16 protein-coding genes are annotated in these 20,888 nt (G+C 69.0%); 7 read left to right on the plus strand and 9 right to left on the minus strand.

Annotated features, from left to right (window positions below; all coding sequences use genetic code 11):
• Positions 1 to 6: 6 nt before the first annotated feature.
• From kdpC to kdpF, 4 genes are read right to left on the minus strand one after another with little or no spacing between them, the layout of a single operon-like run.
• Positions 7 to 639, minus strand: a complete 633-nt coding sequence (gene kdpC, locus EV137_RS15455; protein ID WP_134129760.1) for a K(+)-transporting ATPase subunit C — start codon at positions 637 to 639, stop codon at positions 7 to 9.
• A gap of 13 nt (positions 640 to 652) precedes the next feature.
• Entirely contained in the window at positions 653 to 2,674 is a 2,022-nt protein-coding gene (gene kdpB, locus EV137_RS15460; RefSeq protein ID WP_134129762.1) for a potassium-transporting ATPase subunit KdpB, read from the minus strand.
• Complete coding sequence (gene kdpA, locus EV137_RS15465; protein WP_134129763.1) at positions 2,671 to 4,332, minus strand: potassium-transporting ATPase subunit KdpA; 1,662 nt, start codon at positions 4,330 to 4,332, stop codon at positions 2,671 to 2,673. Before kdpA ends, kdpB begins: the two co-directional genes overlap by 4 nt.
• Complete coding sequence (gene kdpF / locus EV137_RS15470) at positions 4,332 to 4,421, minus strand: K(+)-transporting ATPase subunit F (RefSeq protein ID WP_130388079.1); 90 nt, start codon at positions 4,419 to 4,421, stop codon at positions 4,332 to 4,334. The genes kdpA and kdpF overlap by 1 nt, the downstream gene beginning before the upstream one ends.
• 136 nt (positions 4,422 to 4,557) lie before the next feature.
• Between kdpF and EV137_RS15475 the strand changes: the two genes are divergently transcribed.
• The gene (locus tag EV137_RS15475) at positions 4,558 to 5,181 is read left to right on the plus strand and encodes a hypothetical protein (protein WP_134129764.1); all 624 of its coding nucleotides are present in this window, start codon (positions 4,558 to 4,560) and stop codon (positions 5,179 to 5,181) included.
• Here EV137_RS15475 and EV137_RS15480 read toward each other — a convergent pair.
• Positions 5,178 to 5,984: a PhzF family protein gene (locus EV137_RS15480; RefSeq protein WP_134129765.1), complete on the minus strand. Its 807-nt coding sequence runs from the start codon at positions 5,982 to 5,984 to the stop codon at positions 5,178 to 5,180. The genes EV137_RS15475 and EV137_RS15480 overlap by 4 nt on opposite strands.
• Before the next feature lie 126 nt (positions 5,985 to 6,110).
• Between EV137_RS15480 and EV137_RS15485 the strand changes: the two genes are divergently transcribed.
• Positions 6,111 to 7,205 (plus strand): TIGR03118 family protein, encoded by a 1,095-nt coding sequence (locus EV137_RS15485; RefSeq protein ID WP_134129766.1) that lies wholly within the window; start codon positions 6,111 to 6,113, stop codon positions 7,203 to 7,205.
• Between the two features lie 74 nt (positions 7,206 to 7,279).
• Here EV137_RS15485 and EV137_RS15490 read toward each other — a convergent pair whose 3' ends face one another.
• Positions 7,280 to 7,840, minus strand: a complete 561-nt coding sequence (locus EV137_RS15490; protein WP_134012000.1) for a cysteine dioxygenase — start codon at positions 7,838 to 7,840, stop codon at positions 7,280 to 7,282.
• A complete protein-coding gene (locus tag EV137_RS15495) occupies positions 7,837 to 8,739 on the minus strand; it encodes an amidohydrolase family protein (RefSeq protein ID WP_134129767.1) in 903 nt (300 codons plus the stop codon). Before EV137_RS15495 ends, EV137_RS15490 begins: the two co-directional genes overlap by 4 nt.
• Before the next feature lie 116 nt (positions 8,740 to 8,855).
• On the opposite strand from EV137_RS15495, the gene EV137_RS15500 reads away from it, so the two are divergent.
• From EV137_RS15500 to EV137_RS15515, 4 genes are all read left to right on the plus strand, one after another.
• Positions 8,856 to 9,866 carry a LacI family DNA-binding transcriptional regulator gene (locus tag EV137_RS15500; RefSeq protein ID WP_134129768.1) on the plus strand — a complete coding sequence of 337 codons (1,011 nt, stop codon included), beginning with the start codon at positions 8,856 to 8,858 and terminating at the stop codon, positions 9,864 to 9,866.
• A gap of 171 nt (positions 9,867 to 10,037) precedes the next feature.
• Positions 10,038 to 12,914 (plus strand): ATP-binding protein, encoded by a 2,877-nt coding sequence (locus EV137_RS15505; RefSeq protein ID WP_166679898.1) that lies wholly within the window; start codon positions 10,038 to 10,040, stop codon positions 12,912 to 12,914.
• A gap of 48 nt (positions 12,915 to 12,962) precedes the next feature.
• Complete coding sequence (locus EV137_RS15510; protein WP_134011992.1) at positions 12,963 to 13,967, plus strand: methyltransferase; 1,005 nt, start codon at positions 12,963 to 12,965, stop codon at positions 13,965 to 13,967.
• A gap of 27 nt (positions 13,968 to 13,994) precedes the next feature.
• Positions 13,995 to 14,492, plus strand: a complete 498-nt coding sequence (locus tag EV137_RS15515; RefSeq protein WP_134129770.1) for a grhN — start codon at positions 13,995 to 13,997, stop codon at positions 14,490 to 14,492.
• A gap of 414 nt (positions 14,493 to 14,906) precedes the next feature.
• On the opposite strand, the gene EV137_RS15520 is transcribed toward EV137_RS15515, so the two are convergent.
• On the minus strand, positions 14,907 to 17,762 hold the full coding sequence (locus tag EV137_RS15520; protein ID WP_238175349.1) for a M36 family metallopeptidase: 2,856 nt from the start codon (positions 17,760 to 17,762) through the stop codon (positions 14,907 to 14,909).
• A gap of 281 nt (positions 17,763 to 18,043) precedes the next feature.
• Positions 18,044 to 19,255, minus strand: a complete 1,212-nt coding sequence (locus tag EV137_RS15525; RefSeq protein WP_202871004.1) for a S53 family peptidase — start codon at positions 19,253 to 19,255, stop codon at positions 18,044 to 18,046.
• Positions 19,256 to 19,586: 331 nt separating this feature from the next.
• On the opposite strand from EV137_RS15525, the gene EV137_RS15530 reads away from it, so the two are divergent.
• Positions 19,587 to 20,882, plus strand: coding sequence for an extracellular solute-binding protein (locus tag EV137_RS15530; protein WP_134129772.1), 1,296 nt, complete (start codon positions 19,587 to 19,589; stop codon positions 20,880 to 20,882).
• Positions 20,883 to 20,888: the final 6 nt, after the last annotated feature.

A 20,888-nucleotide genomic window follows, 5' to 3' on the forward strand; every position in this document is an offset into this window, starting at 1 on the left:
CTCAGCTCAGCCCAGCGCAGCCATTGCGGCGTTGAGCTTGACCACGTTCACCCTGGGCTCGCCGAGGAAGCCCAGGACCCGACCCTCCGTGCTGTCCTTCACCAGCTTGTGCACCTGTTCGACGCTCAGGTCCCGCTCACGGGCGACCCGATTGACCTGCAGAGCGGCGTACGCCGGGCTGATGTTCGGATCGAGACCGCTGCCGCTGGCCGTGACCGCGTCGGGCGGGACTTGGGACGGGGCGACGCCTTCCAGCGCCGCGACCGCCTTGCGCCACTCGTCGATCGCGGCGAGCAGGTCGGCGTTGTTCGGCCCGAGGTTCGAGCCCCCGCTGGCCTTCGCGTCGTAGTCGCTCGCGGACGGGCGGGTCTGGAACCACTTCGGGTCGGCGACCATGATCGCCTTGCCGTCGGAGTCCAACTTGCCGCTCTCCATCGTGTACGCCTGGCCGATCAGATCGGACGCGACCTCCTTGCCGTTCACCTTGATGATCGACCCGTTCGCGTTGCCGTGGAACAGCGCCTGGGCGACTCCGGTCATCACCAGCGGGTAGACGATCCCGAGGACCGCCGTGAAGACGAGCAGCGCCCTGAGCGCCACTCCGAGCTGCCGGACCGAGCCGGGCAGATTGCTTGCCATCAACAACTACCTTTCAGCGCAATCCTGGGATCAGTGAGATCACCAGGTCCAGGAGCTTGATTCCGACGAACGGGGTGATGAGACCACCGACGCCGTACACCAGCAGATTCCGGCGCAGCATTGCCGAGGCCGACGACGGCTTGTAGCGGACGCCCCGCAGCGCGAGCGGCACGAGCGCGACGATGACAAGGGCGTTGAACACGATGGCGGACACGATCGCCGACTCCGGCGAGTGCAGCCCCATGATGTTCAGCTTGTCCAGACCCGGGTACGCCGCCGCGAACAACGCCGGCAGAATCGCGAAGTACTTCGCCACGTCGTTCGCGATCGAGAACGTGGTCAGCGATCCGCGGGTGATGAGCAACTGCTTGCCGATCTCGACGATCTCGATCAGCTTGGTCGGGTTGGAGTCGAGGTCGACCATGTTGCCGGCCTCTTTCGCGGCCGACGTACCACTGTTCATCGCCACGCCGACATCGGCCTGCGCCAGCGCCGGAGCGTCGTTGGTACCGTCACCTGTCATCGCGACCAGGCGGCCGCCCTCCTGCTCCTGCTTGATCAGCGCCATCTTGTCCTCGGGCGTCGCCTCGGCCAGGAAGTCGTCGACCCCGGCCTCCTCCGCGATCGCCTTCGCGGTCAGCGCGTTGTCGCCGGTGATCATCACGGTCCGGATGCCCATCGCGCGCATCTGGTCGAACCGCTCCCGCATCCCCGCCTTGACCACGTCCTTGAGATGGATCACGCCGAGCGCCCGCGCCGTACCATCGATGCTCTCGGCAACAACCAGGGGTGTGCCGCCGGAAGCCGAGATCCCGTCGACGATCTCGCCGAGCCGCGCGTCCGTCGTACCGCCGTGCTCACGGATCCACGCGTTCACCGCACCCGCGGCGCCCTTGCGGACCTGCCGGTTGTCGACGTCCACGCCACTCATCCGGGTCTGCGCCGTGAACTCCACGAACGTTGCGTGCGGCAACTCCCCGGTGTGCCGCTCACGCAGCCCGTAGCCGGTCTTCGCCAGTACGACGATCGACCGCCCCTCCGGCGTCTCGTCGGCGAGGCTGGACAGCTGCGCCGCATCGGCCAGCTCGGTGTCGCTGACGCCTTGGACCGGGATGAACTCGGACGCCTGCCGGTTGCCCAGCGTGATGGTGCCGGTCTTGTCCAGCAGCAGCGTGTTCACGTCGCCGGCTGCCTCGACCGCGCGACCGGACATCGCCAGCACATTGCGCTGCACCAGCCGGTCCATACCGGCGATACCGATCGCGGACAGCAGCGCACCGATCGTGGTCGGGATCAGGCAGACCAGCAGGGCCACCAGGATCACCAGACTCAGGCTCGTGTGCGCGTAGGCGGCGAACGTCGGCAGGGTGGCCGTCGCGATCAGGAACACGATCGTCAGGCTCGCCAGCAGGATGTTCAGGGCGATCTCGTTCGGGGTCTTCTGCCGCGAGGCGCCCTCGACCAGCGCGATCATCCGGTCGATGAAGCTCTCACCGGGCTTCGTGGCGATCTTCACGACGATCCGGTCGGACAGCACCTTCGTACCACCGGTGACCGCACTGCGGTCGCCACCGGACTCGCGGATGACCGGAGCCGACTCCCCGGTGATCGCTGACTCGTCGACACTCGCGACGCCCTCGACGACGTCACCGTCGCCGGGGATGATCTGGCCGGCCTCTACGATGACGAGGTCGCCGAGCCGCAACTGGGTGGCCGGAACCTCTTCCTCGTCGCCGCTTGCGGTCAGCCGGCGCGCGGTGGTCTCGGTCTTGGCACGGCGCAGCGTCTCGGCCTGGGCCTTGCCGCGGCCTTCGGCGACAGCCTCTGCGAGGTTCGCGAAGATCACCGTCAGCCAGAGCCAGACCACGATCCACCAGACGAACGTGCTCGAGTCGGTGAAGGCCAAGATCGTCGATCCGGCAGCCCCCACCTCGACCACGAACATGACCGGGTTCTTCCACATCACCCGCGGATCGAGCTTCCGAAGCGCGTCCGGCAGCGACGTGAGCAACGTCTTGGGCTTGAACGTGGTCACAGTCCCTCCGCGAGGGGTCCGAGAGTCAGCGCGGGGAAGTACGTCAGGCCGGTCACGATCAGGACGACACCGACGAGCATCGTGACGAACAGGGCCTTGTGGGTGGGCAGCGTGCCCTGGGTCACCGGGACCGGGTGCTGCCGCGCGAGCGAGCCGGCCAGGGCAAGCGCGAACACGATCGGCACGAACCGGCCGAGGAGCATCACCAGCCCGAGAGCGGTGTTGTAGAACGGGGTGTTCGCGCTGATACCGGCGAACGCGCTCCCGTTGTTGTTGCCGGCCGACGTGAAGGCGTACAGCACCTCCGAGAAGCCGTGCGGGCTGTCGGTGTTGAGGATCGAGGCGCGCGCCGTCGCCAGGCCCATCGCGATCGAGCTCCCGACGAGGACCAGGGTCGGCGTGGTGAGGATGTAGAGCGACACCAGCTTCATCTCGCGCGCGGTGATCTTCTTCTTCAGGTATTCCGGCGTTCGGCCGACCATCAGGCCCGCGACGAAGACCGCGAGCACGGCCAGGATCAACATGCCGTACAACCCGGTCCCGGTACCGCCGGGCGTCACTTCGCCGAGCATCATGTGGAACAGCGCCGTACCGCCGCCGAGTGGGGTGAACGAGTCGTGCATCGAGTTGACCGCACCGGTCGACGTACCCGTCGTGGAAACCGCGAACAGGGCCGACGCCCACTCGCCGAACCGTGTCTCCTTGCCCTCCAGCGCGGCGCCGGCGGCTTGGGTCGCGGAACCCGCGCCCTGGACCTCGAAGAGCGTCGCGAGGACGACGAAGGCCGACCAGATGGTCGCCATCACGCCGAGGATCGCGTACCCCTGCCGCCTGTCCTTCACCATCAGGCCGAAGGTCCGGGTCAGGCAGACCGGGATGACCAGCAGCAGGAAGATCTCGAACAGGTTCGACAACGGGTTCGGGTTCTCGAACGGGTGCGCGGAGTTGGCGTTGTAGTAGCCGCCGCCGTTGGTGCCCAGCTCCTTGATCACCTCCTGGCTGGCGACCGCGCCGCCCGGAAGGGTCTGCGTCTGGCCGACCACCGAGGTGACCTCGTGACCGCCGGAGAAGTTCTGTACGACGCCCATCGCGACCAGCGCCACAGTCCCGAGCACAGCGATCGGCAGCAGTACTCGCAGTACGGTTCGGGTAAGGTCGACCCAGAAGTTGCCGAGCCGGTCCGTCGTCGACCGGGAGAAGCCGCGGAGCAGGGCAATCGCGACCACGATGCCGACGGCTGCGGACAGGAAGTTCTGCACCGCGAGACCGGCGAACTGGACCAAATGGCCCATGACCGCCTCGGGCACGTAACTCTGCCAGTTCGTGTTCGACACGAACGACGCGGCGGTGTTGAAGGCCAGCCCCGACTCCACGTTCGGTAGCCCGAGCGAGAGCGGCAGCCAGTGCTGCAGCCGCTGGAGCAGGTACAGCAGGACGACGCTGAGCGCGGAGAACGCGATCAGCGAACGGGCATAGACTGCCCAGGTCTGATCGGCCTTCGAGTCGACGCCGAGGAGTTTGTACGTCGCGCGCTCGATCCGCAGGTCGTTGTCGGACGTGTAGACCCGAGCCAGGTACCCGCCGAACGGGCGGTACACGGCCGCCAGGCACGCGAGGAGAAGGCCGACCTGCAACAGGCCGGCCGCAGTGTCGGACATCAGAACCTCTCGGGAAAGACCAGGGCGGCGATCAGATAGAGGACCAGAGCAGCGGCCACGACCAGGCCGGCGATGTTCTCCGCGTTCATGCCTTCACTGCACACCGCTTGCTGCCCCGTCAGGAGGGTTCTCGCAGGGCTCTCACACCCGCCGACGCAGCTCTCACAGGCTTCTCACATACTTACGCCTGGCATTCCCACCGACAGATGAGGGAAGTACACGTAAGTGACTGAACTGGACACCACCGCCCCCGCCGAGCAGTTCTTCTCCGCGGAGACCCGGACCGCCCTCGCCGAAGCGAGCCGCAAGCTCGCCGAACGGCTCCAGGCGCACACCGACGCCCTGCTCGCGATGACGGGCGACGAGGATCACACCACGCTGTTCGAGCACAACGCCGCCCTCGAAGGCGTGGTCGAGGACTGGAACGACGCGGTCTTCGAGCACACCGGTACGTCGCCGTTGCTGCTGGACGACGCGGCCGACGACGAGGAGGACGAAGAGGCCGAGCAGGACCAGGTGATCAGCGTGGTGTCGCGGTTCGACCTGCGCGTCTTCGACCTGGACGCGCTGCTCGAGGCCGGACGCGCCGCGCAGGAGCGGCACCCGGCCGAACTGGACGAGTCCGGCGACCGCGAGCCGGTCGACTCCGCCGAGCAGGCGATCTACGAGATCAGCCGTGAGGTCGGCGAGGCGTGGTTCGAGCTGCCCGGTATCGAGATGGTGGCCGGCGCCCGCGCGTACGTCGTACCCGAGCCGCCCTTCGAGCCGCTCGACGCGGACGCCGAGGATGTCGTCACCGAACTCATCGCCCCGAACGGCGTCGCCACCCACGCCGAGACCTGGGCCTAGACGAGCAACTCCCCGTCCAGCACTGTGACCGCCTGGCCCTTCAGGTAGACGCGGTCGCCGGCCGGCACGACCTGGACGACACCGCCTCGGGCGGACGCCTGGTAACCCACCAGCTCGTCCCGCCCGAGGCGCTCGGCCCAGTACGGCGCGAGGCTCGTGTGTGCGCTCCCCGTCACCGGATCCTCCGGGATCCCGCTCGCCGGCGCGAAGAACCGCGAGATGAAGTCGTACGTCGTACCCTGCGCCGTCACGATCACGCCGCGAAGATTCTCCCGCTGCGTGATCGCGGCGATCGCGTCGTAGTCCGGCGCTACCGTGCGCACCGTCGCCTCGTCGCGGACGACGACCAGCAGGTCACGGAGTTCGCCGGTGACATAGACCTCCGCCGGCTCCACCGCCAGCGCGTCGCCGAGCCCGTCCGGAACCGGAACCTCGATCGGCCGGTTGACCGGAAAGTCCAACGTGATCCCGTCGTCCGCGACGTCGGCCACCAGCACCCCGCTCAGCGTCGCGAACGACGCCTTCCCGGACACCTTTCCGTCCGCCGCGAGTACATGGGCAGTCGCCAGTGTCGCGTGCCCGCAGAGCACCACTTCCTTCGTCGGTGTGAACCACCGCAGGTCCCACTCGGCCTCGGCGCCCGCCGACGGCCGGACGAACGCGGTCTCCGCGTGCTTCATCTCGGCTGCCACGGCTCGCATCCAGCCCTCGTCCGGCCAGTCACCGGCTTCGAGCACACAGACGCCCGCCGGATTCCCGGTGAAGGCTCGGTCAGCGAACGCATCAACCACGCGGATCCTCATGCCTCGACGCTAACCACTGCGCCGGTCCGCGTTCCATAACCACTTTCCGTCCGAGTGGCCATTGAACCGCTCCGCGGAACGGGCCGTATCGAGGGTGTCCCGCATCCCGACCGACAGGAAAGTGACATGTCGTTCCGCTCGAAGGGCCGTCCACTCGCAGTTGCGACCGCACTGGTCGGCAGCCTTGCCCTGGTCGCTCCGGCGACCGCCGACGCACACGGTTCGTCGCAAGCCCTCGCCGTACAGCAGGTCAATCTGGTTTCCGACGAGCCCGGGAAGGCCGTGCTTCAGGATCCGGATCTGGTGAATCCGTGGGGGCTGTCGCTGGGCGCGACGACCCCGCTGTGGGTCTCGAACCAAGGTACGTCGACGTCCACGCTGTACTCGTCCGCGCCGGGTTCGGCCACCGTGACGAAGGTTCCGACCGTCCGCGTCACAGTGCCGCTGCCGACCGGGCAGGTGTCCAACGCGAGCACCTCGTTCGTGGTCAGCAACGCGACCGCGAGCGCCCCGGCCCGGTTCATCTTCGCGACCCTGACCGGGCAGATCGCGGCCTGGAACCCGACGATCAACCCGCTGCTCGGGCCGGCCGACATCAAGGCGACCACGCCCGGCGCGGTCTACACCGGGCTGGCGATCGCCGCGACGCCGGACCGGTTGTTCGCGGCCGACTTCGCCCGCGGGCGGATCGACGTGTTCGACGGGGCGTTCCAGCCGGTGCAGCTACCGAGGTGGGCGTTCCGCGACTTCTCACTGCCTCGCGGCTACGCGCCGTACAACGTGCAGACGCTGGGCGGGCGGATCTTCGTCACCTACGCCAAGCCGGACCCCAAGACCGGCCGCGCGACTCGCGGACAAGGCCTCGGCTTCGTCGACGAGTTCACGACCGACGGCAAGCTGGTCACCCGGGTCGCGTCTCGCAGCACTCTGAACGCCCCGTGGGCTCTCGCTCTCGCCCCTGCCGCCTGGGGTGCGCCGGCCGGCACGCTCCTGGTCGGCAACTTCGGCGACGGGCGGATCAACATTCTCGAACCCAGGTCCCACAACCGCTTCAGGCTCACCGGCCAGGTCCGCGCCACCACCGGCGAACCTCTCGCCGTCGAAGGCCTCTGGGCCCTCATCCCGGGCACACCCACCACAGGCGGCACCGACGTCCTCTGGTTCTCCGCCGGCCCCGCCAACGAAACCCACGGCCTCCTCGGCCAACTCCGCAAACCGTAACTTCTCACCGGAGTTGGGGAGGGTTTCGTGCCGTTCCGGGTACAAAACCCTCCCCAACCCGGGCCGTCTCGGGGTCAGTCGATGGGGCGGAGCTCGTCGGCGTACGAGACGGAGACCCGGCGGAGTACGCCGTCCTTGACCGAGTACTGGCCCATGCGCCACAGGGGCGGGCTGTAGGCGTGGACGGTGACGCTGCCCTTGTCGAGGCCGGTGAGGCGGTGGATGTGGTCGGGGCCGAAGCCGTAGACGTCACCCGCCTCCACCTCGGTCTCGATCGACTCGGTACCGATCGCGAGATTGTGCTCGACAAGCTTGCCGCGGGCAACGGCCACCGCGCCGGACGAGACGTCGTGATCGTGCCAGCCGGTGTCGTTCACGGGCGTCCAGCAGATCAGCCAGACGTCGACGTTCGCGTCTCGGTGGAGTGAAGCGAAGACCCGCTCCTCGTCGCTGTACGCGACCTGGTCCTCCCACAGGTGCGGCTGCGCCGCGATCGACGCGGCCAGCTCGGACAGCTCCGCGGGTGTCAGGTCGCGGCCCGGAAGGTCGTCCAGCGACAGACAGTTGTTGAGCTCCACGAGCCGGCTGGCCTGGCGCGCCGGGACGTTGGGTACGTCGATTGGCTGAGCAGTCATTGCACTCCCCTCTCAGGAGTAGCTGTACCGGTGCCGAACAGCAGCCGGTGTGGATTGTCGTGGCGGATCACCGCGGTCGCGGCGTCGCCCTGGCGGAGCTCGATGCTGTCGGCGTACGGCCGGTCGGTGCCGTGCACGACCTGGTCGATGCCGAGTACCCGTGCGACCGCATCGATCCCTTGCGGGCCGTAGCTCGACGTGTCGACGTACAGGTTCGGGTCGATGGTGCCGAGCCGGCCGCCGCGCGCGGTCAGCCGCTCGTGGTGCACGGGCGCAAGACCGGCGGCAGCAACGAAGCACAGGCGAAGATCAGGGTACGAGCGTCGCCCGCCGAAGGCATGCCACGCCCACCAGGCCGCCTGCAACTGTGTCGTGTAGTCGACGACCGGCGCCCACCACCCCGGCGCCTCGGTCGGTCGCGCCGTACCGGGGTGGACCAGGATCGGCCTGCCCGCCCGCTCGGCGACGCGCAGCAACTCTGCCTGAGCCTCCCAACCGGTGGGTTCAGCAAGCACATGAGCCGGTAGCTGCAGTCCCAGGAATCCCTTGTCCAGAAGGGATTCCAGCCCGGCAACATCAGGATCGACCAGATCAACGGAAGCCCACGCGCGGAACGGCTTCGGGAACTCCGCCGCCCCGTCGTGCCAGGCGGCGAGCAGCTCCGCGTCCCCGAGTTCCTCGACACCGAGCGGACTCGACAGCGACACCGCGGCCAGCGTCGTACCGGAGTCCTCCTCCAGCGCGACCCGCTTGCCGAGCTCGTGCGCCGCCGGATCCACGTCGTACGGCGCTTCGCACGTGGTGTGCAGCGTCCAGCCGTCGAGGTACGGCGGCTCGCGGCGGGCCCGGAGCCGCTCGACGAACGCTTCCGGCCAGAGATGCTGATGGACGTCGATCATCGGCCCCTCCCCTCGCCTGTTTGATCAAATTGAAGCGCTTCAGGATGATTAGAGTGAAGCGCTTCAAAGGGCGGTCTGTCAAGTTTCTGTCCACGGCGACGGCTAGGGTCATGGACATGTCCGGAACCAGCCGGAGGCCGACCCTCAAGGACATCGCCGCCGAGACCGGGCTCTCGATGGCCGCCGTGTCGTACGCGCTGCGCGGTCTGCACGGCACGCCCGAGACCCGGCAGCGGGTCCAGGACGCCGCCGACCGCCTCGGCTACCAGGCCGATCCGGTCGCTCGCGCGCTCGCCTCCGGCCGCAGCGGCTCCATCGGCGTGCTCTGTGCCTCGCTCGAGGATCTCTGGCAGCAACGCGTCGCGGCCGCGCTCGGCCGCGAACTCCTGGCCCCGGACCGGAACGCCTGGATCATCGACTCGGCCGGCGACGCCGACCGCCAACTCGAGCTCGCCCAGCACCTGGTCGACCACCGCGCCGACGCGATCGTGGTGATCCCGATCGACCCGGCCGCGAAGGGCTGGGCCAAGATCGCCCAGCAGGCGCCGGTGATCGCGATCGGCGACGCGCTGCCCGGCGCGAAGGCGAAGTCCGAGGTGATCCTCGACAACGAGTCCGGCGTGAGTACGGCGCTGCGTCGCCTGTCGGACGCCGGCCACCGCGACATCGCCGTACTGAGTCCGACCCGCCGCCTCGAAGTCGAGCGCTCCGCCGAGGAGATCGCGCAGCGGGTGGCCGCCGATCTCGGCCTGAAGATCCGCCTGCTGCAATGCCCGCACGACCTGGCCGGCGCGACCGCCGTCGCCCGGACGCTGCTCTCCGGCACCGCGCGCCCGACCGGCATCCTCGCGCTCGCCGACTCGATGGCCTTCGGGGTGTACGCCGCCGGCCGAGAGCTCGGCCTGCGCATCCCGGACGACCTGTCGCTGCTCGGGTACGACGACCAGCCGATGTCCCAGCTGCTCACGCCGCCGCTCTCGACCTTCCACTGGCCGCTCGACGACCTGGTCAGCCACGTCGTCTCCCGCGTCACGTCCGCCGTCGACACCAACCGCCGGGTCCGCCGGACCACGCTCACCCCGACCCTGATCGAACGCGGCTCGGTCGCCGCCCCGCCCAGCAAGTAGGCGAAGCGGCGGCTGATACGCGACAGGTTCCACGCGCTCGAAACTAGACTAATCCACTGTACTTACTGCCCCTTGTCCATGATCCGGACGTCGGCGTGCGCCTCGGTCCTCGCGGCCGCCCAGCCTGCTGTGGTGCACTGGAGGCAATTGGTGGATCGCCGGGGGGTGATCATGACAGACGGCCTTGTCGGGAGGGACCGAGAGCTCGCCACCCTGTCGGCCTGCCTCGACGCCGCTGGGACGGGCCGGCCACAGCTCGTCATCTGTCGCGGCGAGCCCGGCGTCGGCAAGACCCGACTGGCCCGGGAGTTGGTGGCGCGCGCCCGCGAGGAAGGGTTCCTGACCGGTTTCGGTGCAGCACTCGAGGCCTCCGGGGCTCCGCCGTACTGGTGCTGGTGGCAGGCACTGCGCGAAATCGACGAGGTCGTCGGTCTGGAGGAGCTGGCGCGGGAACGCGGCCTGCAGGCCCAGCTGTCGGGTCTGCGCGACACCGGCCGTCCCCAGCTGGGGACGACTCCTGAAGACCGGTTCCGGCTCTTCGACGGCATCGCGCGGCTGATACGGGAGGTGGCCCGGCGGTCGTCTCTGTTGCTGGTGCTCGATGACATGCACTGGGCCGACGAGGCCAGCCTTCGACTGCTCCAGCACGTGGTGAAAGCGCTGCAGGACGAGCGGCTGCTGCTGCTGGTCAATTCGCGCCGACAGGCAGGAGGCCAGGAGATCGACGTCCTTGGCACCCTGCTGAGCGAGCCGGCGGCCACAGACCTGGCACTCGGCGGACTGGACTGTACGGCGGTGCGCCGGCGCCTCGTCGGGATCACCGGACGGGCCGTCGACGATGCCCTGGTCGAGCGGGTCCGTGCCTCGACCGGCGGCAACCCGTTCTTCGTGGGGGAGGTCGGCCGCGCGCTTGCTGCCGGACCGGATCCGGGTCGGGTACCGGTGACCACCGCGTTGCGGGCGGCGATCGCCGAGCGCCTGCGCAGCCTGGCACCCGCCGCAGCGGAGGTGGTCCGGGCAGCGGCCGTCCTGGGTGCGGAGGTGTCGGTTCCGGAACTCGCCAGACTGGCCGACGCCGACCCGACAGAGGTTGTGCGGCTGCTCGGTGAGGCACAGGACGCCGCGCTGCTCCAGCCTGCGGACGACGCCGGGCGGTGGCGATTCGACCACGCGATCGTGCGGGACGCCGTGCTCGACGCGCTACCGATGCGGACGCGCGGCGCGCTCCACCGGGCGGCGGCCGAAGCACTGGAAGCACGCGTGGGCGCGTGCCCTGGTGCCCACGTAGGCGACATCGCCCACCATCGCGCCGAGGCGGCGGTCGTCGGGGACGACCGCCTGGTCGCCGCAGTTTGGCTCGAACGCGCCGCCGTGCGGGCGATGGGCCAGCTGGCGTTCGAGGACGCGGCGCTGCTGCTGCGTCGTGCACTCGCCCTGGCGGAGGCCGAGCTGGCGCCCGTCGACCGGGTTCGCCTGCTACTGCTGGTCGGGCGCGCCGACCACCTTGCGGGGAACCTCGCCGGGCGGCTCCAGGCCTGCCTGGACGCTGCGGACGTCGCCCGCGAGCTCGGGCGGGCAGACCTCCTGGCCGAGGCGGCGCTCGTCATGGAGGTGACTGCGAGCGCGCCGGGCTTCGAAGTCGTAACCCGGAGGCTGTGCAAGGAGGCCCTGGCCGCGCTCGGCTCGGAGCCCACGTCACTGCGGGCGCGGCTCCTCGCCCGGGTGGTGGACACCCACATGTTCGGCAGCGACCTCGAGAGGGTCGCCCCCGAGAGCGACGAAGCGCTCGCCATCGCGACGGCCTGCGACGACGCGGCGGCGCTGGGTGCGGCGATGGCGGCCCGCCGGATCGTCTGCGCCGGCCCCGGCGGACTGGCGGAGCGGGAGATCCTGGCCGCGCGGATGCTCGAGCTGGCTGCGCGGGACGGCGACCCGCCCACCGAGCTGGCGGCTCGCCTGTGGCAGATCGATGCGTCGAGCGAGCGCGGCGACCTCCAGCGGGTGGCAGACGAGGTCGACGCCCTGGCCCGGTGCGCCTCATCGCTCGGCTGGCTCACCGCCCGCTTCGAGGTAGCGAGGTGCCGTGCGGTCCTGGCGCAGGCGCAGGGCCGGTACGCCGACGCGGTGCGGCTCGAGGACACGGCCTACGAACTCATGAAGGCGCGGGGCCTGGCGTCGACCCTCGTACTCAGGTCGGGACTGCTGCCCGTGGTCGGCCGCCACGTCGGACCGGACCGGCGGTCGATGGACGCCAGCGCGATGATGTCGGGCGACCCGGAGGTCCTGCGTCGCTTCGGGCTGATTGCCCACGTGGCCGCCGCGCACGCCCACGCGACGGCGGGCGAGCTCGGAGAGGCAGAGCGGCTCTATCGCGCGTCGGGTTCGGTCGAGTCCTGGCGTCCGCCGCCGCACGTGGTGCTGCTCGTCGACGCTTTCGGTATCGCGGTGTCGGACGTTCTCGGCGACGCCGGAGACCTGTCCTACTTGCGCGATCGTCTCGCCGCCCATCGCGGCCACCATGTCGTGAGTGGCATTGCCCAGATCTGCTACTTCGGACCGGTCGAGCTGTGGCTCGGCGTGGCCGCGCACCGGCTCGGACTCTTGGACGAGGCCGTAGCCGACCTCGAGCAGGCCGATGCCCACTGTGCGCGCGCCGGCGCCGCAGGCTTCCGGGTGGAGGCCCAGATCCGCCTCGCCGCCGTGCTGGCCGACCGGCGCGGTCACGGCGACCTGACCCGGGCGGGTGTCCTACTCGGTGTGGCGGCTCCGACAGCGCGCCGGCTCGGTATGACGCCGTACGTCGCGACTGCCGCGGCGGTCCAGGCCGAGGTGGACCGGCTCGCCGGCGTCGTCGCACTGTCGCCGCGAGAGACCGAGGTGGCACGGCTGGTGGCGGAAGGGCTGACCAACCGCGAAATCGCGGCGCGCCTGGTGCTTTCGGAGCGCACCGTCGAGCAGCACGTGCGGAGCGTGCTGGCCAAGCTGGGGCTGACCAACCGTGCGCAGGTGGCCGCCTGGGCTGCGCATCGGGTTGCGTACCACGCCTGAGTGGATCCACGGATCCCGCGGACGGGCAGGCGCCCCTACGGTGCGGTCATGACCACCGACACCGCTTCCGCTGCCACGCCCGTCCACGAGACCGTACGGTCCCTGATCAACGCCGCCATACCGGCGCGTTGCCTGCACCTGGTCGCCGAGCTCGGGGTGGCCGACCAGGTCGAAGGCGAGATCGACGTCGCCGCGCTGGCCGAGCGTTGCGCGGTGGATCCCGACTCTCTCGACCGTGTGCTCAGGCTGCTGGTCAGCTACGGCGTCTTCACGCGCCGCGGGTCGACGTACAGCCATAACGACGCCTCCGCGCTGCTCCGCTCCGACCACCCCAGGTCGATGCGCGCCTTCGCGCAGATGATGGGCCTGCCGGTCTTCGACCAGACCTTCGCCCGGCTCACTCACACGCTCGCGACCGGCGCGCCGGCGATCGAGAGCGTCTCCCCGGGCGGCCTGTGGACCTATCTGCGGTCCAATCCGGAAGCGGCCGAGACCTTCAACCGGGCCATGGAGGCGAAGGCGCAGGCCGATATCGGCGCCGTGGTGTCCGCCTACGACTTCCAGCCGTTCGCCACGGTCGCGGACATCGGAGGCGGACGCGGTCACCTGCTACGGGCCGTCCTCGAGGCGGCTCCGGGTGCGCGGGGCATTCTGTTCGAGCTGCCCGGAGTGGTGGACTCGTTGCCGGAGCCCGGCCCGGGCCTCGGCTACCACCGCGGCGACTTCTTCGTGGACCCCTTGCCGCGTGCCGACTGCTACGTACTGATGGAAATCATCCACGACTGGGACGACGCCGAGGCGACCGCGATCCTGCGCGCGATCCGCAGCGCGGCCTCGCCCGGCGCGACCGTGCTGATCGTCGAGGGCATCCGCGACGACGACGTCGACGACCCCCGCGCGGCCACCCTCGACGTGATCATGCTGGCGCTCACCGGCGGCCGGGAGCGTACGCCGGCGCAACTCGGCGCACTCCTCGGCGACGCCGGGTTCCGCACCACCACCGTCATCGACACCCCGAGCGCCATGCGGGTGCTCGAGGCCGTGGCGATCTGACGACACCTACCGACTCGAGGAGGAGTCATGGCCACCGAATCTGCGACCGGTGTCCGCCTGGTGCCACCGCCCCCACGCTGGGTGCTGCGGACGATGAACCACGTGATGCGGCCGCTGCTCGCCTCACCGCTCGGCAGGCGAATGGACGGCGTCATGTTGCTGGAGTTCCAGGGCCGGCGCTCGGGCCGTACCATCCGGGTCCCCGTCAACCTGAACCGCGTGGACGGAGTCTTCATGGCCTTCACCGAGGCGCCGTGGCGGCACAATTTCGTGACCCGCACGCCCGTAACCCTGACCTACCGAGGCCGGGCGCACCACACCCACGGCACGCTGGTGCGCCTCACCCCGGACGAGATGGGTGCGGCCGTCCGCAAGTCGCTGGACAGCGGTGGCTCGGCGCAGCGGATGGGGATCCGCAGTCCGAAGGGGCACGAGCCGACCGCCGAAGAGCTCGCCGCACTAGCTCCGGCCCTGGGCAGGTGCGCAATCCGCCTCGAGCTGGAGCCCGCGGCCCTCGAGGAATGACCGGCAAAGGCTTCTGACGATATGGCCGTGACAGGCAGCCTCGCCTAATGCCCGAGATCGCGGCGACCGGCGCTCAGCCGCGTACCCACCCGCCTGCCCGCGCCAGCCAACCGACACACGAGCAGATATCCCCGCGCGTTCTGGGTTCTCCCTTCCTACACCAGCAGAGAACCCATCACAGCAGGAGATATCCCCTCGCGTGAGCTACCCCGTGGCGGTGGGTGCACGGCGCGGGTCGGTGGGCGGTGCTGGTGGGTCGGCGGCTGGCAGGGCGGGTGGGTCGGTGGGTGCGCAGCGCGGTGGGTTGGTGGGTTGGTAGCGGGCGGGGTGGAGGTGGAATGCCGGAAGGCCGGTCGAGCTGGTGCTCGGCCGGCCTTCTCGGGGGAGGTACTGCGTTGTTGCGGGGGTGCTGGGTTACTTGGTGCCGAAGACCTGGAGTTCGGTCATGTCGGTGAAGCTGCAGCCGCTGGTGGTGCTGCCGGGGCAGGTGGTGGAGAAGTCCGGGACCTGCGGGCTGAGCAACCAGAAGCGGACGTACTGAACGCCGGTCGCGTTGCCGCTCGGGGTGAGCAGGTTGTACTTGCCCTGGTTGGCGGTGGTGAAGGTGCCCTCCTGAGCGGTCGCCCAGGTGGTGCCGTCGGCCGAGGTCTCGATCTTGTACTGGCCGGTCGACGCCGTGCCCGAGTCACCGCAGGTGGCCGACGGGTCGACGTTGAAGGAGCTGATGTTGACCTTCTCCGGCAGCTTGATGTCGACGTGCTTCGGGACCATCGTGCCCGTCGGCGTGCCGTTGTTGTCGCCGGTGGTGCTGCCCCAGCCGGTGCCCTGCGCGTTGTCGATCGCACCGCCCGGGCCGCAACCGAAGTCGCTGTAGTCCGGACCGTTGAAGCCGACGACAGACCCGCCGCCGGAGGAGGCGGCCCAGTTGCGGCGCGGTACGAAGTTCGCCTGAGCGCCGGCGCTGACCTTGACGGGCTGGACGAGCAGCTCGTAGCCCGGAGCGGAGACGACGACCTTCGGGTAGGTACCCGGCGCAACGCCGGTGATCGTGTACTTGCCGGTCGCGTCGGTCGAGCCCGCGTAGTCACCGGCGTAGCCGGACGAGTGACCGCCGACGTACACGAGCGCGCCGGCCACCGGGGCACCGGTGTCCTTGTCCTTCACGGTGCCGGTCAGCGAGGTGGTCGCACCTGTCGGCGGCTTGTGGAAGTCCTGCGCAGGGTAGGCGTCGCCGCCGTCGACGACACCGGCGTACCAGCCCATGCCGCGGTTGGCGAACACGGTCCAGATGATGTCGGCGTTCTTACCGCCGCTGGCGACCAGGTCGGCTTGGACGATCGCGTTGCGCATGTCGAGCATTGTCGGGTCGGCCGGCGACAGCTCCATCGCGCGGGTGATGATGCTCATCGCGTAGGCGCGACCGAACCGCTCACGCAGGTCCCACAGGGTCTGGGCCCAGACCTCGCCGGACGAGTGCACCTCCGGACCGCGGGATCCGATGGTCGGGAAGTCGCCGTACGTGTAGCCGCCCTTGGCACCGTTCGCCTTGACACAGTTCGGGCTCACAGCCTTCACGCGGCAGTCGATCGCCTGGGTGCGGAACAGGTCGCCGTGCGAGACGTACTTGCCCTCGAGGACCTCACCCGCAGCGGTGGTGTCCTTCTCCAGGCCGTGCGAGACCAGGTAGTCCATCGCGTAGAAGTCGCTCCACGCCTCGCCCATCGAGCCGCCCTGGATGCTGTTCAGGGTCGAGTTGCCGGTGGCGTCGACGACCAGGCGGTTCGACAGACCGTGTGTGTACTCGTGGTACAGGATGCTGGCGTCGTTGGCGCCACTGGCCGGGACCCACGGCTCCTGCGCGTCGGACTTGCCCGGCGAGTGCCACAGGTACATCTGCATGGTCGGCGAGGTGCCGTCCGGCGGCGTCGACATGTTCGCGTTGTCGTCGTGGTTGGCGTCGGGTCCTCCGTCCGCACCGGTCGCGGCGCCGTCGAGGGCGTTCAGGTGCACCGGGTCGCCGCCCGCGGCGTCGAACGAGCCGGCCGCCGGGGTGAAGCTGATCGGCGCCTTCGCCAGCCAGTCGTGGAAGTTGCTGGCCAGGTAGAACGCGTTGGTGACGTCCTGGTTCAGGTTCGTCTTCCAGGAGTCCGGCTTCGCCGGGTCCCAGGTGCAGATGAACGAGGCCGAGCAGAACGAGGACGCGTTCTGGAAGGTGGTCAGCTTGTACTCGGCGCCGGTCTTGGTGCCGGGCACCTTGACCGTCTCGCCGGCGTTCGGCTGGTTGTCGTCGTTGACGTCCGCGAAGGCGGCGACCGACGTACCTTCCAGGAGGGTCTTGGCGTTCTTCGGCAGCCACTTGTTGTAGATCAGGTTCTCGACCCGCTGCGTGCCGCCCTTCGCGGCGCCCGGGTAGTTGTCCTGCACGAGTGCGTCGCCGTTGCCCTCGCTGACCAGGTCCTTGCGGTACAGCGTGGCACCGGTCTGGGCGTCGACGACGTGGCTGTAGATCTTGGTGCCACCGGAGTTGGTGTAGGTCAACCAGCCCTTGCGGAGCCCGTCGGCGGTGTGGAACCACACCTGCTTGGCGGTGTCGCCGTTGCTCCACTTGGTGCTCACGCCGGACGTGGTCGCGGTCGCGGACTTCGTCGTACCACCGGCGTCCTGGATCGCGGCGCTGCGGGCGCCCGCGGCGGTGACCTTCGGCGACGCGGCGGCGGACCGGCTCTGCGCGGCGGTGGCGAGGCCGGAGACCGGCGAGCCCATGACCGAGATCAGCTGGCCGTGCTTGGTGACGTTGGCCTTCAGGCCGTTGCCGAACACCTCGACGCCGTCGACGACCTGCGACCAGAAGATGTGGTGGGTACCGAGATCGTCGACGTAGTCCTTGCGCAGCTTCAGCGTGCCGAGGTCGGCGTCGGACAGCTTGAAGATCTCCGGGTGCGCCTTCACATAGCCGAGGGCAACGTCCGTGGCCTTCTTCGCGCTCTTACCGGTGAGGAAGCCGTTGAGCTTGGTGACCTGGGCCGGCGTGCCGGTGTTCGGGTCGACCTCGACGACACCCTGGGTGCCGAGCGAGTCGCGGAACTTCTTCGCGGCGGCCGTCTCCTTGCCCTCGACCTTCGCGGCGCGGGCATAGGTGGTGCGGGCGTTCGGCGTACGGGCGTCGTAGTTGCCCTTGCGGTCCTTGGCTGCACTCTGTTCGGTCTGCGCGGGTTTCTTGCCCTCGGCACCGGAGTTCTGAGCAGCGTCCGCGCCACCGCCGGCCGTCATGGCCAGCACGGTGGCAGCCGCGGAGACGGCTGAGACTGCTAAGAGCCCCCGCCCTCTGCGTGATGTTGTCACAGCGAATCTCCATCAAGTTTCGTGTTCGCGGGTCGCCCTCCACGACCCGTCCCCGGGGGCCGACCTTAAGCCTGCGGAAGGGTCCGGGGAAGAGAAATCACCGGAATGTCGCGGAGTCGAGGGTTGTCCTTCGTGCTCGGAACAGTACCGTTAGTGACCGGAAGGTTGCACGTAGCGACAGACCGGTCACTAACGGTGTCTCAAAGGGGTCAGAAGGCTCCGGCGCCGTTCGGCGTACCGAGGCCTGTCGGACCGTCCCAACCAGTGCGGGCGTTGCACCACTGGGTTGTCGGGCAGGCGCCGTTGCTGCCGCTCGTCACGTCGAACAGCGAGCCCGGGTGGGTGTACGGCAACGCGTTGGCGTATCCGGCGGTGTTGCCCGACAGCGCGTAGACCGCCGCGATGATCGGCGCGGCCTCACTCGTACCGCCGAACTGCGCCCAGGTCGACGCCGTCTTGCTCGTCGGGTAGTAGATCGCCATGCCGCCCTTGGACGGGTCGGCCGCCGCGGACACGTCGGCCATCGCACGCTTCGAGCAACCGGTGTCGAACGACGACGCGGCGCTCAGAGCCGTGTTGTACGTCGAGCAGCCCGAGCCGGCGCCGTCCCAGACGCTCTCGCTCCAACCGCGAGTGTTGCTAGCAGCAACCAACGACGTACCGCCGACAGCAGTCGTGTACGACGAGGACGCCGGGTAACTACCGCCCTGGTAACCGTTGTCACCGGTGGAGGCGGTGACCGCGATACCCGGGTGGTTGTAGTAACTGCCGTACGTCGCGTCGGACGCGTCGCCACCGCCGTAACTGTTGGAGATGGCAACGACTCCCGGCTGCTTGGACGCCGTCACGACCGCGGCGCCGAGGTCGGCGAAGCTCGCCGAGTTCGCCTGGACGACGACGATCTTCGCGTCCGGCGCGGCCGCCGACACCGCGTCGACGTCGAGCGCCTGCTCACCGGCCCAGCCGACGTTGAACCGCGGAAGTGTCGTCCCGCCGCTCTGGTTGATGATCTTCAGGCAGCCGTTGGCCGTCGTACATGCCGACAGGCCGAACTGTGAGCGATAGACGCCGAGGTCGCGCTCCAGGTTCGGGTAACCGTAGGCGTCGACGATCGCGACCGTCCGGCCGCCGGCGCTGAGACCGTTCAGCTTGTACGCGTCGCGCAGGCCGGTCGGGGTGAGACCGGTCGCCGGTGGTGCGGTGGACGCGGGCGCGACACCCTTGTCGTTCACCAGCTTGACCGCCATGCAGGCCGCGGTGTGCGCGGCCGTAGCTGCCGAGCAGACCTTGGCGGCATGCTTCCCGGCCGTGTAGGGGGTGGGCGCCGCGACGGCTCCCGATGCGCTCGACACCGCTGTGGTCAGTCCGACGACGGCAAGTGCGCCGGCACTCAGGGCGGAGACGAGAATCCGTTGCCTCAACTGGACTCCTCGAGGTTGGGGCAGGCCTCCGCGGATGGTCCCGTCGGGCCGGTGGGCGGAGGCCGGCTTGATTTGGGGGTGATCGCATCGTGCGTCCGCCGGAGCACCGGAAGCCAGCGATCGGACCGCTGACAAATGTCATGGGTGACCCCGTGACAACCGCCCCGGCTGGACCGGAATTCTCGCGTGATCGCGGCGTCACGAGGGGGCGCGGGCCGATGAAGGTTTCCCCCTGAGTTTCCGGAGCGCCGACTCTTGACACGGTTTCAGCTCTCGGGACTATGCTGCCGGAATCTCTGAGAAATCGATTTCCCTCGCTGGAGGTTTCGTCATGGACCAAGCCCTGCTCAGCAGACGACGTTTCCTCCAGGCCAGTGGCGGTACGGCGCTCGCCGCATCGCTGGCCGCCTGCGGAGGCGGGGGTAGTGGGGGCGGTGCATCCACCAAGGAGCTGTCGTTCGTCTACATGGGCACGGCGGAGCAGCAGGCGACCTGGAACAAGCTGTTCGCGAAGTTCACCGAGCAGCACCCGGAGATCAAGCTCGAGGCCGAGGGCATCCCGCTGTCGAACTGGGGCGACTTCTTCAACAAGCTCTCCACCCGGATCGCCGGCGGCCAGGTGCCGGATGTCATCCAGATCGCCACCGAGGGCCAGCGGCTGTTCGCGTCCAAAGGCCTGCTCGCGCCGCTCGACGACTACATCAAGAAGGACCAGTCGACGATCGACGAGTACTACGGCGACATGGACCCGAACCTGATCGAGTGGGACAAGAAGTACGCGTCCACCGACGGCAAGACGTACTACCTGCCGGGCGAGTTCAACACGATGTGCATGTGGTACTCGAAGGACCTGTTCGCGAAGGCCGGCGTACCCGAGCCGACCGCGAAATGGACGTGGGACGACTTCCGGCACGGGTGCGAGCAGATCAAGACCAAGACCGGCGCCTTCGGGTACGCCGCCGACTCGGCGTACTTCGCGGCGATCATGCCGTGGCTGCTCACCAACGGGACCAGCAGTTTCTCCGAAGACTGGTCGACGCCGACGTACGACGACCCTCGCGTGATCGAGGCTGCCGAATTCAATCGGAAGCTGGTTGCGGACAAGCTGTCGCCGCCGCCCGGCGGCACGTTCGACGCGTTCACCGCGGCCGCGCAGGGCAAGCTCGCGATGTTCGGCGGTGGCCGCTGGCCGATCATCAGCATCCGGAACCTGAAGGCGACGTCGAAGATGGGCATCGTGCCCTGGCCTGTGAAGGTGCAGCAGGGCTCGCCGGTCGGCTGGAACGGGTACCCGATCCTGAAGGCGTCGAAGAAGAAGGACGACGCCTGGACGTTCATCAAGTTCCTGATCTCGAAGGAAGGCTCGTCGACGTTCGCCCAGCTCGGCGGCACCATCGTCCCGGCGCGGAAGTCGATCGCGAACAGCCAGTCGTTCCTCACCGACGCACCGAACGGGACGGAGTACCTCTACCAGGCGCTCAGCTACGCGACCCCGATCCCGTCGCCGGACAAGGGCGCCGCCGTACAGAAGGCGATCGAGGACGGCTGGAAGCAGGTGCTGACCGGCAACGCCGCGCCGGCCGACGCACTCGGCAAGGCCCAGACCACGCTGGAGGGATTGGTCTGAAACCCC

The sequence above is a fragment of the Kribbella pratensis genome (genome assembly GCF_004366075.1).
Taxonomy (GTDB): Bacteria; Actinomycetota; Actinomycetes; order Propionibacteriales; family Kribbellaceae; genus Kribbella; species Kribbella pratensis.